This is a genomic window from Stutzerimonas sp. FeSN7 (assembly GCF_030263795.1).
GTDB lineage: Bacteria > Pseudomonadota > Gammaproteobacteria > Pseudomonadales > Pseudomonadaceae > Stutzerimonas > Stutzerimonas stutzeri.
Map to the genome: position 1 here is coordinate 2,233,283 of NZ_JARPMN010000001.1, position 14,003 is coordinate 2,247,285.

Annotated in this window: 11 protein-coding genes; 5 read left to right on the forward strand and 6 right to left on the reverse strand. The window is 62.7% G+C overall.

Features of this window, described 5'->3' with window-relative positions; all coding sequences use genetic code 11:
- Positions 1–201 precede the first annotated feature (201 nt).
- The 6 genes from P5703_RS10445 to P5703_RS10470 all read right to left on the reverse strand — a co-directional run bounded on the left by P5703_RS10445 (position 202) and on the right by P5703_RS10470 (position 7,056).
- Positions 202–2,910 (reverse strand): heavy metal translocating P-type ATPase, encoded by a 2,709-nt coding sequence (locus P5703_RS10445; RefSeq protein ID WP_071556409.1) that lies wholly within the window; start codon positions 2,908–2,910, stop codon positions 202–204.
- Positions 2,911–3,076: 166 nt separating this feature from the next.
- Positions 3,077–3,646 carry a DUF4148 domain-containing protein gene (locus P5703_RS10450; RefSeq protein WP_021204993.1) on the reverse strand — a complete coding sequence of 190 codons (570 nt, stop codon included), beginning with the start codon at positions 3,644–3,646 and terminating at the stop codon, positions 3,077–3,079.
- 231 nt (positions 3,647–3,877) lie between these two features.
- Positions 3,878–4,273, reverse strand: a complete 396-nt coding sequence (locus tag P5703_RS10455; RefSeq protein ID WP_034086547.1) for an ArsR/SmtB family transcription factor — start codon at positions 4,271–4,273, stop codon at positions 3,878–3,880.
- Positions 4,274–4,316: 43 nt separating this feature from the next.
- Positions 4,317–5,345, reverse strand: coding sequence for a cation diffusion facilitator family transporter (locus P5703_RS10460; RefSeq protein WP_021205762.1), 1,029 nt, complete (start codon positions 5,343–5,345; stop codon positions 4,317–4,319).
- Positions 5,346–5,478: 133 nt separating this feature from the next.
- Complete coding sequence (locus P5703_RS10465; protein ID WP_003821155.1) at positions 5,479–6,789, reverse strand: MFS transporter; 1,311 nt, start codon at positions 6,787–6,789, stop codon at positions 5,479–5,481.
- 9 nt (positions 6,790–6,798) lie between these two features.
- Entirely contained in the window at positions 6,799–7,056 is a 258-nt protein-coding gene (locus tag P5703_RS10470) for a metal-sensing transcriptional repressor (protein ID WP_003821156.1), read from the reverse strand.
- Between the two features lie 519 nt (positions 7,057–7,575).
- Between P5703_RS10470 and P5703_RS10475 the strand changes: the two genes are divergently transcribed.
- From P5703_RS10475 to P5703_RS10495, 5 genes are read left to right on the forward strand one after another with little or no spacing between them, the layout of a single operon-like run.
- Positions 7,576–8,667: a TolC family protein gene (locus P5703_RS10475; protein WP_017642566.1), complete on the forward strand. Its 1,092-nt coding sequence runs from the start codon at positions 7,576–7,578 to the stop codon at positions 8,665–8,667.
- Between the two features lie 34 nt (positions 8,668–8,701).
- Positions 8,702–9,253, forward strand: a complete 552-nt coding sequence (locus P5703_RS10480) for a hypothetical protein (RefSeq protein ID WP_015912829.1) — start codon at positions 8,702–8,704, stop codon at positions 9,251–9,253.
- On the forward strand, positions 9,250–10,365 hold the full coding sequence (locus P5703_RS10485) for an efflux RND transporter periplasmic adaptor subunit (RefSeq protein WP_003821159.1): 1,116 nt from the start codon (positions 9,250–9,252) through the stop codon (positions 10,363–10,365). Before P5703_RS10480 ends, P5703_RS10485 begins: the two co-directional genes overlap by 4 nt.
- Positions 10,366–10,378: 13 nt before the next feature.
- The gene (locus P5703_RS10490; RefSeq protein ID WP_012614056.1) at positions 10,379–13,525 is read left to right on the forward strand and encodes an efflux RND transporter permease subunit; all 3,147 of its coding nucleotides are present in this window, start codon (positions 10,379–10,381) and stop codon (positions 13,523–13,525) included.
- 53 nt (positions 13,526–13,578) lie between these two features.
- Complete coding sequence (locus P5703_RS10495) at positions 13,579–13,977, forward strand: hypothetical protein (RefSeq protein ID WP_015912828.1); 399 nt, start codon at positions 13,579–13,581, stop codon at positions 13,975–13,977.
- Positions 13,978–14,003 lie beyond the last annotated feature (26 nt).

Sequence of the window (14,003 nt, forward strand, 5' to 3'; positions counted from 1 at the left end):
TCGTCCTTGGCGTCGCGGGCAGCGATCGCTATCCCCCCCGACGGCTGCGATGACGCCTGCCACCACAATGATTCTGATTTTTTTACGCATGGAAGTGACCCTTTCTTGGATGCAGGACTCCGGCCCTTCCGAAGCGCTCTGCAGACATTTGTGTGGAGGCTAGGCGTTACAACGACGGCAAGGTCAAGCCCTCTTGTTGCCTCAGCGGGCAGACGGCACGGGCAAGGTGGTGGGACGCCCGGCGTCGTCGCCGTGGTTGGCCTCCGGCGCGCCCTTGAAGCGCAGCAGGCGCAGTGCGTTCAGCGTGACCAGGGCCGTGGCGCCGGTGTCGGCCAGCACGGCAACCCACAAGCCGGTGATACCCAACACGGTGGTGACCAGGAACAAGCCCTTGAGGCCAATGGCGAATACGACGTTTTGGTGGATGTTGGCCATCGTCGCCCGCGACAGGGCCACCAGGTGGGCCACGTCCGTGACGCGGCTCTTGAGCAGCGCGGCATCGGCGGTTTCCAGCGCCACGTCCGTGCCGCCGCCCATGGCGATACCCACGTCGGCGGTCGCCAAGGCCGGCGCGTCGTTGATGCCGTCGCCGACCATCGCCACCTTGGCATCACGCTTCATCTCGTTGACCAAGCGCAGCTTGTCCTGCGGCAGCAGCTCGGCCTCCCACTCGATGCCCAGCTTGCCGGCGATCGCCTGCGCGGTGCGGCGGTTGTCGCCGGTCAGCATGACCGAGCGCACGCCCATGGCGTTGAGCTGGGCCACGCCTTCGCGCGCGTCGCGGCGGGGCTCGTCGCGCAGGGCCAGCAGGCCCAGAACGTTCTTGCTGGCTTCGTCGAACAGGACCACCACGGTCTTGCCGCCATCCTCCAGCTTGTCGATTTCCCTGCGGTGCGCGGCTGTCAGCGTGGCCGTCTGTTCCGCATGGGCGGGCGATCCGACAGCGAGCGCACTGCCGTTCACGGTGGCGCGCACCGCCTTGCCGGCAATGGCCGATGCGCCCGTGGCCTGGGGAATCGCCACGTCCAGGCTCTTGGCATGGGCGACAATGGCCTTCGCCAAGGGATGGTTTGAGCCGGACTCGACAGCGGCGGCAAGCGCAAGGACCTGTTGATGCTTGAACAGCCCGAAGGGCAGGACCTCGGTGATGCGCGGCTTGCCCTCGGTCAGCGTGCCAGTCTTGTCGAAGGCAATTGCGCGCACGCGGCCGATGGTTTCCAACGCGTTGCCACCCTTGATCAGCAGGCCCCGTCGTGTGGCCACCGCAAGGCCCGAGGCGATGGCCGCCGGTGTGGAGAGCACCAGCGCACATGGGCAGGCAATCAACAGCAGTGCGAGGCCGCGGTACAGCCAGGTACCCCAGTCGCCACCCATGGCAAGTGGCGGAACCACCACGATCAACGCCGCGATGGCCATGACGGCAGGGGTGTAGTAGCGGCTGAACTTTTCGATGAAGCGAGCCGTGGGCGCCTTGGAGGACTGCGCCTGCTCCACCAGTTGGATGATGCGAGAAATGGTGTTGTCCGATGCCGTCTTCTCGACTTGTACTTCGAGCACGCCATCGACGTTGATGGAGCCGGCGAACACGTCGGCACCGATAGCCTTTTGACGCGGTACGGACTCGCCGGTGATAGGCGACTCGTCCAGGCTGCTTTCACCGCGGAGGATCTTGCCGTCCGCAGGCACCCGGTCACCAGGGCGCACCAGCACGCGGTCGCTCACGCGCAGGGAAGCGGCGGGCACTTCGCGCTGCCCGCCCGCGGCATCGAGCAGTACCGCCGTCTTAGGCACCAGGGAGGCCAGCGCCTTGATGCCGGCGCGCGCGCGGCCGGCGGCCACGCTTTCCAGCAGCTCGCCGATCGCGAACAGGAACACCACGGCAGCAGCTTCCTCGGCCTCGCCTATCACGAGCGCGCCCAGCGAGGCGACGACCATCAGCGTTTCGATAGAGAACGGCGAGCCTGACACAGCCAGCGCGAAGGCTTTGCGAGCGAACGGCAGCACGCCCGCGATCACCGCAGCGGCGAAGATCCATTCAGCGTAGCCAGGAACGAACTGCGCGATCGCGTAGGCCGAGCCCATCAGGCCGCCCAGGCCCAGCACGTGCCTGCCTTTCTTCGTCTGCCACCAGCGCTGATGGCGCGCCGTCGATGCTGCTGCTGGGGCCGCGGGTGCTGAGCCATCATGGCGGCGCACGTCGGAGACGCCGAAGCCCAGGCTCTTGATGGTCTTCTCGATGTGGCCGAGCTGCGTGGGGCCGCCAGACGCGAGCGTCAATTCCAGCGTTTCTGCGGTGAAGTTGATGCGGGCATCGGACACGCCATCCATGCGAGCGAGGGCCGTTTCGATCTTGCCGACGCAACTGGCGCAGTCCATGCCCTCGACGCGCATGGACACGTTGGGGGGCGTGCTGGGTGCTCCACGGGAGGCAGAGGCCGGCGCATGGTCATGCCCACTGCAGGCCCCGTGATCGTGACCGTGGTCATGGGCATGGCCGTGACCATGGGCATGCCCATGGTCATCACCGCACGCTTTGCCGTGCGAATGATCGTGCCCGTGGTCGTGGGCATGCCCATGGTCATGGTGGCCGCCGCAGCCGGCGTGGTCATGCGCGTGGGCCGCATGGCGCGGTGCAGGTGCTGCGGACATTTCGGACGCGGGCAGTGCCTGCACGTCGAAGCCCAGGGACCGGATTTTCTTGGCAATGTCGCGTGCAGTATTTCGGCTACTTGTGCTGCGCGTCAACGTCAGCGTCTCATTTGTAAAATTAACCTGTACATTTGATACGCCATCAATTCGACCAAGCGCTGTTTCAATCTTGCCGACGCAACTGGCGCAATCCATACCTTCGACCCGAAAGCCCAGTTGTTCGTCCTGCGCTCCTGTGCCGTCCTTTGTTTCCAAAGACATATCAATCTCCTGGTTCTCTGAGTAATCGCCGTGGCAGGACGCACAAATCAGCGATCGGAATGTTATACAAACAAATGAACACTTGTTTGTATGTTTATTCAAAAAAAAGAAAGAATCTCTTTCTGGCTGAACCATCCGACCGCTGCTTTATGCTGCTGCCATTAAGTCATTTTTTGTTGCGCAGCATCTGGTAGGTTTCAAATGCGGTGCGGTAGGCATCACTATAGGTATCAGGCGTCTGCTCACCAGCCCAGAATCCAGCCATTCCCGCAACCTGCCAATCTGCCAAATCACTCTTTACTTGAGCACGAGTCAATGCCACCGGAGCCTTGTAAGCCGCACCCAGCTTGAGCTGGAGGTAGCTCTCGTAGGCTTGTTGGTAGGCTTGGGTGTGCGAAGCGGTGGTGATTCCGCGCGAGGTGAGCGCGTGCATGCCGGAGATTTTCCACAGTTCCAAATCAGCCATCACTTCAGCACGAGTCTTTCCTGCTGAGGGCGCCTGATACATATCACCTTGGGTCAATTGCAAGTAGCGCTGAAAGGCAGCCTGGTATTGAGGGCTGGACGTATCCGGGCCGCTTTCGCCGCGAGACAACGCTTCCAGCCCAGATTGCCTCCAAGCAGTCAGATTTTCTTGGACCTGTTGCCGTGTCATATCTGCGGCGAACGGTTGAGCGTTTGCTCCAGCAGCAAAAAGTGCGGAAAGCAGAACAGCAAAGCGAATTTTCTTGGACATGGTCAATACTCCTTGACGTTAAAAATAATGGCGTGGTCCTTACGCCTTTCGGATACCCCGTAGACAAATAATAACACACATGAAGATATGTTCAAGTGTTTATTTTTAGAGTGCTTTTTGCTTGTGGGGTCTTCTAGGCATTCAGCAAGGCGCGCCGGTGTCTCTCTAGATTGATAGCCAAAAAAAGCCTACCCCTTGAAGGAGTAGGCCGGCGCGCACTCACATGTTCAGTCAATCGTCGTGTCTGTCCTCCGAAATGTGAACCGCCATGTCCTGGAGTACCTGGCTGACGTGCTGGTCGGCAATGCCGTAGAAGATGTGCTTGGCTTGGCGCTCGCCGCGCACGAGGCGCGCGCCGCGCACGAGGCGCGCGCCGCGCAACAGGCGCAGGTGATGGCTGACCAAGGACTGCGACAGGTCTAGCGAGCCAGCAATGTCGCCCACTGCGACCGATCCGCGCATGCACAGCAACAGGATTTTCAATCGCGATTGGTCGCCCAGCAGGCGGAAGGTCTCTGCCAGAACAGCGACGTCACTTTGCGATAGTGCGAGGACATCAGTGGTCGTGCCGTGGTTAGAGGTCGAACATTGCACAATAGCGGCGCTGGTGGTTTTGCGGGATGTCATGGATTCAAACCCTCAAGTGAACTGCGAACCGTCTAGCACGGCCTCAATGCTTGTGACCGGGAGCGGAGTGGTCATGGTCATGGTCATGATTGTGCTCACTGTGGTCGTGGCCGCTGTGGTCCTGACGGCCTGTCGTGGGTTGCAGGCTGCAGATGTTCTCGTCAGCCTCCGAGTTCCAGTCGATTCCGACTGTGGCGTGTTCGATGCTGAACTGCTCTCGCAGCACCGCCTCGACGCGCTTGACCACAGCTCGCGCCTCCTCGTCCACGTTGGGTCGAACGTGTAGCGTGGCCATCGTGCGACCGGAAGTGAGTTGCCACACGTGAACATGGCTGACAGCCGCCAGGCCGGGCACAGTGCTCATCAGGCCTTGTTCCACCTTTTCCGGCGAAGCGTCCTCTGGCGCACCCTCCAACAGGATATGGATCGACTTGGCCAGGAGCTTCCAGGCGCTGCGCAGAATCAACGCCGCTACTAGAACCGACAGGATGGGGTCGATCGGAGTCCAGCCGGTGAAGTAGATGACGATCGCTGCAACGATGGCGCCGACAGAGCCGAGCAGGTCACCCATCACGTGGAGGATGGCACCTTTCACATTGACGTGATCGGTTTCGCCGCGGGTCATGATCCACAGCACGAGGACGTTGATCAGTAAGCCGAGCACGGCGACGATCATCATCGGGCCGGCGAGGATGACGGGCGGCGCCTGCAGCCGCTCCCACGCCTCGTAGGCGATCCATGCGACGATCGCGAACAGGGTCACGGCGTTCAGGAAGCCGGCGATGACCTCGAAGCGCAGGTAACCGAATGTGCGTTTGCTGTCGGCTGCGCGGCGACCGAATCGGAAGGCAGCGTAAGCCAGGGCAAGTGCCACGGCGTCGGTCAGCATGTGGCCAGCATCGGCAAGTAGGGCTAGCGAGCCCGACAGCACGCCGCCGACAGCTTCCACGAGCATGAAGCCGAAGATCAGGAAGAAGGAAACCAGAACCTTGCGCTCGTTGGCGCTCGTCACTGTGGGGGTGTGGTCGTGATCATGGTCGTGACCATGGTCATGTGCATTGGATTGGGACATGGGCGCCTCTGCTGGTTGAGTGTTTGACTATGGCGAAATATAACACATGAATATGTGTTCATGTGATATATTTTCGCTCACCCTTCTCAGCCTCCGAAGCCATGCGTTGTGATGCCGCAACGAGAAAATGTGCCTATCCTTTCGGCCAGATACGGTGCAGGTCATCCAGAATCAGCTGGTGATGGTGCCTGCCTTGGTCTGCGTGTGTGCGTAAATGAGGGTGATCCGGCGGCAAGCTGGGGTGGTCATGCGCCACGTCAGAAGGGTCGCTGGCCGGCCACAGCCAGAGCGTCAGCGCCACGCCGGCCAAGCCGACCAGGGACATGACAATGAAGGTCGATGGCAAGCCCATGACCGCGCCGAAGCGGCCGGCAAGTGGGTAGCAGATGAGCCAACAGGCGTGCGACAGCGCGAAGTGTGCCGCGAAGATCGCAGGACGGTCCTCGGCATGGGCCGAGCGGCGCAGAAGACGGCCGGATGGCGTTTGCGCCACGCTGTAGCCAAAGCCGATGATCAACCACAGCGGCAGCAACAATGCATAGCTCGGCAGCAGTGCGCCGATCCCCGTGCCCACGACCAGTACGGTAGCGCCGGTGAGCATCGCGGTTCGGTCGGCCACCTTTTCCAGTAAGGATGGCAGAACGAAGGCTGCCACCATCGAACCGCCTCCGAATGCCGCCAGTGCCGACGCCACTTCGACCTCGCCTAGGCCAAAGCGCGCCTTCACGAGAACCACCGTGTTCACGATCACCATGGCGCCCGCCGCCGAGACGGCCAAGCTGATCGCCAGCAGGCCCCGCAGGCGTGGCGTAGCGAGATAGATGCGTGTGCCGCGGGTCGTGCGATCCCAAATGCCGCGGCGCGGTCCGGGAATAGTTGTGGGCAACCGCACGCTGACCACGAGCGCGGCTGAAACGAGGAAACCGAGCACTGTTCCCGCGAACAGGTTGTGAAAGCTGATGACGGTCAGCAGCGCAGCAGCCAGCATCGGGGAAATCAGGCTTTCCAGGTCATAGGCCAGCCGGGACAGCGACAGCGCCTTCGTGTAGTCCTCTTCATCGGGAAGGATGTCCGGGATAGTGGCTTGGAAAGTCGGCGTGAAGCCGGCGGATGCCGCTTGCAGGACAAAGATCAGCAGATAGATCTGCCAGACCTCGGTGACAAAGGGCAAACAGATCGCGACAACCGCTCGTACCAGGTCCAGCGCTACGAGCAATGACCGTCGCGGGAACTGGTCGGCGAAGGCCTGTGCGACTGGAGCGACTCCCACATAGGCCAGCATCTTGATAGCCAGCGCCGACCCGAGCACCGCACCTGCATCGGCCCCGGCCAGCTCGTAGGCAAGTAGGCCGAGCGCTACCGTCATCAGGCCTGTGCCGACGAGTGCGATCACCTGCGCGGTGAACAGGTGGCGGTAGGTGCGGTTCTTTAGGACGGAGAGCATCGAGAGACCTCAGAGCAGTCTGGTTAGCGCCTTCATTTCGGCTAGAACGGAGTCCTCATCATGAGATAGGCAGTGGTCGATGTGGTCATGGATCAGGACGCGCTTGGCCGCTGTGACGGCGCTCTCCACCGCAGCGAGCTGGCGAGCGATGTCCAGGCAGGTTTCTTCTCCTTCGATCATCCCGATGACGTGTCGCAGATGACCCTCGGCGCGCTTGAGCCGTTTCACGAGATCTGGGTGGCTGGTGTGCTTGTGCATCTCTTTCATGCAGCAATCATATCCCCCCCCGGGGGATATGCTCAAGGAGTCTGCATAGCTGTTTGCGCAGTGGATTAGCCCCACCTCGCCTCTCGATGTCTTGCGCCCGACGCCCTCTCTAAGGCGATTGGTGCTCAAAGGATGTAAGGTTTTCTTTCCCATTCATATGAATAGATATACAATTGTTCATATCTAAGCCAGTGAACAGTGGCTTTTCAACGACAAGCACTTGCTCGGAAAGAGAACACCCAGCCGGGGGTAAGTACTGATGCAACACCGATGGAGAATTGAATGCTTCGCAAAGACATACGCAAGGGATGGATATGGGCGGTATCCACGCTTTGGGCCGGCACCGTGCTAGCCCAGCCAGTAGCCGCCCCTCACGTCCCATCCAGACCAGACAGCCACATGGTCGCCCAATTGTGGGAGTCAGCTTGGCAGCGGCAGCCAGAAGCCGCTGGAGAAGGCGCCTGGCAGCAGGCCGCCCAAGCACGCCAAGAGACGGCCGGCAGTTGGGTGGCAGGTCCGATGGCGCTGGAAGCCTCCACCAAAACTGATCGGTTCAACAACCGCAACGGACAGCGCGAATATGAAGTCGGGGTGGCTATTCCCCTTTGGATGCCTGGTGAGCGCGCCTCGTCGGCACGCTGGGCGGACGCGGAAAGCCTCGCGCTATCCAGCCGGATGCTGGCCGCCAAGCTACGCACGGCCGGACAGGTTCGCCAGGCATGGTGGGCATGGCAGCGTGCCCAGGCCGAATTGGTGGCGGCGCAGGATCGCACCCGCAGCGCGGACGAGTTGGCGCAAGATGTGGCTCGCCGGGTTCGCGCGGGCGACCTGGCGCAAGCCGACAGAAACCAGGCCGATGGCGCCTTGGCGTCGGCTCGTAGTGCCCTGGCCATTGCTCAGGCCGAAGAAATCACGCAGCGCGAGGCGTTGTTGGCACTGACCGGCATCGAGAGTATCCCGTCGCAGGCCGATTCCGCGCAGCCGGAGCAGTCAGGTGTCCGAGTTCAACCGGCATCGGCACAGCCGTCCGGCGCGTTGTTGGGTAACCACCCTGCGCTGCTGGAACTGCAGCACAAGGCGCTGGCGGCCCGCCGCTCTGCGGAACTGGTGTCCCATCAGAAGTACGCCAACCCCGAACTGACCCTGGCGACCACGCGGGATCGGGGCGGCTACGGCGAACGCTACAACCAGACGATCACGGTGGGTGTGCGCATTCCCTTCGGTACGGGTAGCCGTCATACCGAGCAATTGTCCAGCGCCAATGCGCAGGCACTGGAGGCTGAGTCGGCACTCGCGGCCCAGCGCACCCGGCTACTCTCGGAAATTCGAACTGCCCAATCGCGCGAACTGGCAACCAGCACCCAGATGCAGGCCGCTTCGGAGCGCCAGCGACTAGCCCAACAAACGCGCACCTTCTACCAAAAGTCGTTCGCGATGGGCGAGACGGACATGCCGACACGCCTTCGCATCGAGCAGGAGGCCACCGAGGCCGAGCGCGCGGCGCTGCTCGCCAAGGTGGAGCATGCCGCGGCCATCTCGTCCCTGTTGCAGGCACAAGGCACGCTGCCGCAGCCGACCGAGACTTTCACTGACATCTCCGGCACGCGCTGATCGGCGCGCGCTCAACCATCCTGGAACCTTAGAAATGTCGCAATCCTCTTTCTGGCGTGCAGCTGCCTTGTCCAGCCTCCTGCTTGGCAGTAGCGCAACGTGGGCCGGCGACGGCCATGACCATGGCGAAGCCGCTCCTGCCCCCGCAGCGGCCGCGCTTCCGCGCTTTGCCGCAGTTTCCGATGACTTCGAACTGGTGGGTGTGCTGAACGGCCAGCGTCTCACACTCTACCTCGACCATGCTGCCGACAACCGGCCGGTGACCGATGGCGAGCTGACCCTCGAGCTGGGTGGTCAACAGGTAAAGGTCAGCTCACACGGGGTTGGAGAGTTCGAGGCCGATCTGACTGAGCCGCTATCCGATGGCGAGACCTCAATCATGGCCACTATTACTGCGCAGGGCCAATCGGACCTGTTGACGGGCGTTCTCGATGTTCATAGCGAAGACGCCGAACACGAGCATGCCGTCGCATCCGGCCGTGTGGTCGTACTAGGTGGCGGTGCCGCAGTCCTCGGCGTCGGTGTCCTAGCGTGGGCGCTGCGCAGACGTACACGCACCAACGGTGCACTGCGAGGTGCAGCATGAAGCGCAACTTCCGTTTCCTAATGACGACGGCCATGGCGGCTGCATTGGCTCTGGCTGCTCCCGCGTTCGCTCACGACGGCCATGACCACGGCGACGAAGCGCCGGCTGCGTCTTCCAATGGCCCCCAGCGCCAGCCTGATGGCAGCGTGTTTCTTCCGAAACCGTCGCAACGTCAGATCGGTGTACGCACCCAGCTGATCAAGCAGGAGCCCTTGGCCCGCAGCCATGAACTGGCTGGCAAAGTAATCATGGACCCGACGACAGGCGGCAAGGTCCAGGCAATGGTAATGGGCCGGCTGGTGCCCGGGCCGGATGGTCTGCCGCAGATCGGCCAATCCGTGCGCAAGGGCCAGGTGCTGGCTTACATCGAACCGGCCAGCGGTGTGCTGGAGCGCTCAGGCCAGATGGCCCAGGTTGCCGAGCTGCGTGCGGGCCAAGCGCTCGCGCAGAAGCGCTTGGCCCGGCTGCGCGAGCTGTCGGAGACCGTGCCCCGCAAGGAGATCGAAGCAGCCGAAAGCGAAGTGAACAGCCTGACCGAACGCGCCCGCGCCTTGAGCGGGGGCCTCGCCGGCAGGGACGTACTGAAGGCCCCAGTCAGCGGCGTCATCGCATCCAGCCCCGCAGTTGCCGGGCAGGTCGTGGATGCGCGCGAACTGGTGTTTGAGGTGGTCGATCCGACCCAACTGCGCATCGAGGCGCTTGCCTACGATCCGGCAATGGCACAGAACCTGGCCGGTGCTGCACTCGCAGTAGGCGGTCAGAAGGTGCCGCTGAGCTTCGTCGGTGCCGCCAGCAGCCTGCGCGAGCAGGCCCTGCCCATGCTGTTCAAGGGCACCAGCGAAAGCCTCTCGCGCTTGGCGGTCGGTATGCCGGTGGTGGTCTTCGTGCAAGAGGCGACGACGGTACCTGGCTACCGCGTGCCTTCCGGTGCGCTGATGAAGAACCCTGCCAACCAGAACATCGTCTGGGTCAAAGACCAGGCCGAGCGCTTCGAGCCGCGTGTCGTGAACATCACTCCTTTGGATGGTGCATCCATCGCTGTCACTTCGGGCCTGGCGGACGGCGACCGCGTGGTTGTCGAGGGCGCGTCCCTGATCAATCAAGTTCGTTGAGGGGCACCATTCCATGTTCAAGTGGCTTCTCGAAAATAGCTTACGAAACCGGCTCCTGGTCATCATCGGGGCGCTGGTGCTGATGGCGTATGGCGCGTTCACCCTGACGCGCACGCCGGTAGATGTCTTTCCCGATCTCAACAAGCCGACCGTCACTCTCATGACGGAGGCTGGCGGCATGGCTGCCGAAGAAGTCGAGCAACTCATCACGTTCCCGCTCGAAACGGCCATGAACGGCCTGCCCAGCGTCGAAAGCGTGCGCTCGGTCTCCAGCGCCGGGCTTTCCTTCATCTACGTGACATTTGACTGGAAGACCGACATCTTCCGGGCGCGCCAGATGGTCTCCGAACGCCTGACGTCCATGGAGGAAGGGCTAGCCCCGGGCGTGACGCCCACTATGGGGCCAATCAGCTCAGTGATGGGCGAGATCATGCAGATTGCAATCCCCATCGGTGCCAAGCCCTCAGGGCAGAAGAACGCAGCCCCGCCGCTGTCGGCCATGGACACTCGCGAGTACGCGGACTGGGTGCTACGCCCCCGGCTGATGGCCATACCTGGTGTTGCCCAAGTCATCCCGATCGGAGGCGAGGTCCGTCAGTTCCAGGTCCAGCCCAACACCACGCGAATGTCAGAGCTGGGCGTGACTGCGTCCGATCTGGATGCGGCTCTCAAGGGCTTCTCCGCGAACACTTCCGGCGGCTTCCTGGAGATCAATGGCCGCGAGTACCTGATCCGCAACCTGGGCCGCACGTCCCGACTCGACGACCTGCGTAACCTGCCTCTCGCGGTGCGTGCGGGCCAACCCATCCTGCTCCACCAGGTCGCCGATGTTCAGTTTGCGCCAGCCATCAAGCGCGGCGATGCGGGCTTCGAGGGCCTGCCAGCCGTGATCCTGGGCATCCAAAAGCAGCCCACGGCCGATACGATTGCACTGACCCGCTCGATCGAGTCAGCGTTGGCGGACATGAAGGGCTCACTGCCGGCTGGCATGGCCGAGCCACAGGTGACCTTCCGACAAGCCAACTTCATCGAGGCGTCCATCAGCACGCTGCAAGGCAAGCTCATCGGCGCATCGGTCTTCGTGGCGGTGATCCTGTTCTTCTTCCTGGGCACTTTGCGCCCCCTGGTGATCGCGTTGACCGCGATTCCTGCCTCGATCTTCGTGACCGGGCTGGTGTTCCACTATTTCGGCCTATCAATCAACACCATGACGCTCGGTGGGCTGGCGATCGCCATCGGCGGTCTCGTGGACGATGCTGTGGTCGATGTGGAGAACATCATGCGGCGGCTCAAGGAGGACCGCACCCGCCACCCTGAGAACCGGCTGACGCCCCTGGTCATCGTTGCCAGGGCCTCGATGGAGGTTCGCTCGGCGATTCTCTACGCCACGATGATCATTGTGCTGGTGTTCCTGCCCCTGTTCGCGCTGCCGGGGATGGAGGGGCGCTTGTTCGTGCCGCTGGGCATCGCCTTCATCGTCTCCACGCTGGCCTCGCTGCTGGTCTCTGTGACGGTCACTCCGGTGCTTTCGTACTACCTGCTGCCCAAGATGAGGACGCTGGACCATGGCGACACTCGGCTTCTAGCCTGGTTGAAGACGCGCTATCAGGGCGGCCTGCAGCGGGTCTTGCAGCGGCCGCGTGCCGCCCTTGGCATGGCCGCTGTGGCTGTCACACTGGCTGTCGCCGCGGTGCCATTCTTCCCGACCACGTTCCTGCCCCCGTTCAATGAAGGAACGTTGCTGGTGGGCCTGCGCCTGAATCCCGGTGTGACGCTGGCCGAATCTTCGGCGCTTGCCCAGCAAGCCGAGCTGCTGGTCGCGCAGGTGCCAGAGGTGCAGCACGTGGGCCGGCGCAGCGGACGGGCCGAGCTGGACGAGCATGCCGAAGGCGTGCATGTCAGCGAGCTGGACGTGGGCCTGCTGCCCGCCTCGGAGCTAAAGCGCTCCATGGAGGAGATCACCGCCGACATCCGTTCGCGTCTGGCTCACTTGCCCGGCTCCATCGGCATTGGCCAGCCGATCTCGCACCGCATCGACCACATGTTGTCGGGGGTGCGCTCGCAGATCGCCATCAAGGTGTTCGGCGAGGACCTGGACGTCCTGCGCGGGCAGGCGGATCTGCTGCGCGCCAAGCTGGCCGGAATTCCGGGGCTTGCTGACCTGGAGATCGAAAAGCAGGTCCTAGCGCCGCAGATCAAAATCCGCGTGGATTATGCGGCGGCGGGACGCTACGGCGTGGCCGCACCGCAAATTCTGTCCACGCTGCAAAGCCTGGTCGAAGGCGAAAAGATCACCGAGGTCATCGAGGGCAACCGCCGCTTCGCGCTGGTGGTTCGCCTGCCCGAGCAGGCGCGGTCGATTGAGGGCTTGAGCCGCATCCTCATCGACACGCCCATGGGTCGGGTCCCGTTGTCGCGCCTTGCCACCATCGAAGACAGCGACGGCCCCAACCAGGTCAGCCGCGACGATGGCCGTCGACGCATAGTTTTGTCGGCCAACGCTCAGGGACGGCCGCTGTCCGAAGTAGTGGCCGACATACGCAGCGTCGTCCAAGAAGTGCGCTTGCCCGAAGGCTACTTCATCACGCTGGGCGGCCAGTTCCAGGCACAAGAGGAAGCCTCGCGACTGGTGGGCCTGCTGTCCATCGTCTCCCTGACGCTCATGTTCGTGGTGTTGTACACGCGCTACAAGTCGGTCGTCCTATCAGCGCTCATCATGGTGAACATTCCATTGGCCCTGGTCGGCGCCGTGTTGGGGCTGTGGCTGTCTGGCCAGCCGTTGTCCGTGGCCGCCCTGGTCGGCTTCATCACGCTCGCGGGTATTTCTGTGCGCAACGGCATCCTGAAGGTGAGCCACTACCTCAACCTCATGCGCATGGAGGGCGAGGACTTCGACCAGAAGATGATCGTGCGTGGCTCGCTCGAACGGCTTTCCCCGGTTCTGATGACCGCGCTGGTCACGGCCTTCGCGCTGGCCCCGCTGCTGTTCGAGGCGTCCCGACCCGGTACTGAGATCCTGCACCCCGTCGCGGTGGTGATCTTCTCGGGGCTGGTCAGCTCCACGCTGCTAGACACCTTCCTTACACCCGCCATGTTCTGGCTGTTCGGCCGCAAGCCTGCCGAACGCCTGCTGGACGACCGCGACGCGGAGGCATTCTGATGCAACGCCTTCTGTCACCCGATTTCAACCACCGTAACCCTATAGGAGCTTTCATGTCTGTTCGATTTCGTTCCCTCACGGCCGGCACCGCCCTCGCCCTGGCATCCGTCACCGCCTTCGCCGCAGGCGACCATGACCACGCGCATGACCACAAGCCGCTGCATGGTGGCGTCGTGACCGAAGTCCGGGACGTGGACTACGAGTTGGTCGTTCAGCCCGCAGCAGCGCAACTCTACCTGCGCGACCACGGCAAGCAGGTCAATGTAAGCAACACCAAAGCCAAGCTCACACTGTTGACCGGCTCACAAAAGCAGGAGGTGCAACTCACGCCTGCCGCGGACGGAAGCCGCCTCGAAGGCAGCGGGACCTTCGCCGCAGCCAAGGGCACGAAGGCCGTCGTCCAAGTCGAACGTGGGGGCAATACCGCGAGCGCCCGGTTCGTTCTGCCGTAGTGTTCAACGTGATCGTCAGGGAACGA

What these genes read in the sequence shown, in the direction of transcription:
- P5703_RS10445 (WP_071556409.1), bottom strand. Translation starts at nt 2,910, where the DNA reads ATGTCTTTGGAAACAAAGGACGGCACAGGAGCGCAGGACGAACAACTG.
- P5703_RS10450 (WP_021204993.1), bottom strand. Translation starts at nt 3,646, where the DNA reads ATGTCCAAGAAAATTCGCTTTGCTGTTCTGCTTTCCGCACTTTTTGCT.
- P5703_RS10455 (WP_034086547.1), bottom strand. Translation starts at nt 4,273, where the DNA reads ATGACATCCCGCAAAACCACCAGCGCCGCTATTGTGCAATGTTCGACC.
- P5703_RS10460 (WP_021205762.1), bottom strand. Translation starts at nt 5,345, where the DNA reads ATGTCCCAATCCAATGCACATGACCATGGTCACGACCATGATCACGAC.
- P5703_RS10465 (WP_003821155.1), bottom strand. Translation starts at nt 6,789, where the DNA reads ATGCTCTCCGTCCTAAAGAACCGCACCTACCGCCACCTGTTCACCGCG.
- P5703_RS10470 (WP_003821156.1), bottom strand. Translation starts at nt 7,056, where the DNA reads ATGAAAGAGATGCACAAGCACACCAGCCACCCAGATCTCGTGAAACGG.
- P5703_RS10475 (WP_017642566.1), top strand. Translation starts at nt 7,576, where the DNA reads ATGGCGCTGGAAGCCTCCACCAAAACTGATCGGTTCAACAACCGCAAC.
- P5703_RS10480 (WP_015912829.1), top strand. Translation starts at nt 8,702, where the DNA reads ATGTCGCAATCCTCTTTCTGGCGTGCAGCTGCCTTGTCCAGCCTCCTG.
- P5703_RS10485 (WP_003821159.1), top strand. Translation starts at nt 9,250, where the DNA reads ATGAAGCGCAACTTCCGTTTCCTAATGACGACGGCCATGGCGGCTGCA.
- P5703_RS10490 (WP_012614056.1), top strand. Translation starts at nt 10,379, where the DNA reads ATGTTCAAGTGGCTTCTCGAAAATAGCTTACGAAACCGGCTCCTGGTC.
- P5703_RS10495 (WP_015912828.1), top strand. Translation starts at nt 13,579, where the DNA reads ATGTCTGTTCGATTTCGTTCCCTCACGGCCGGCACCGCCCTCGCCCTG.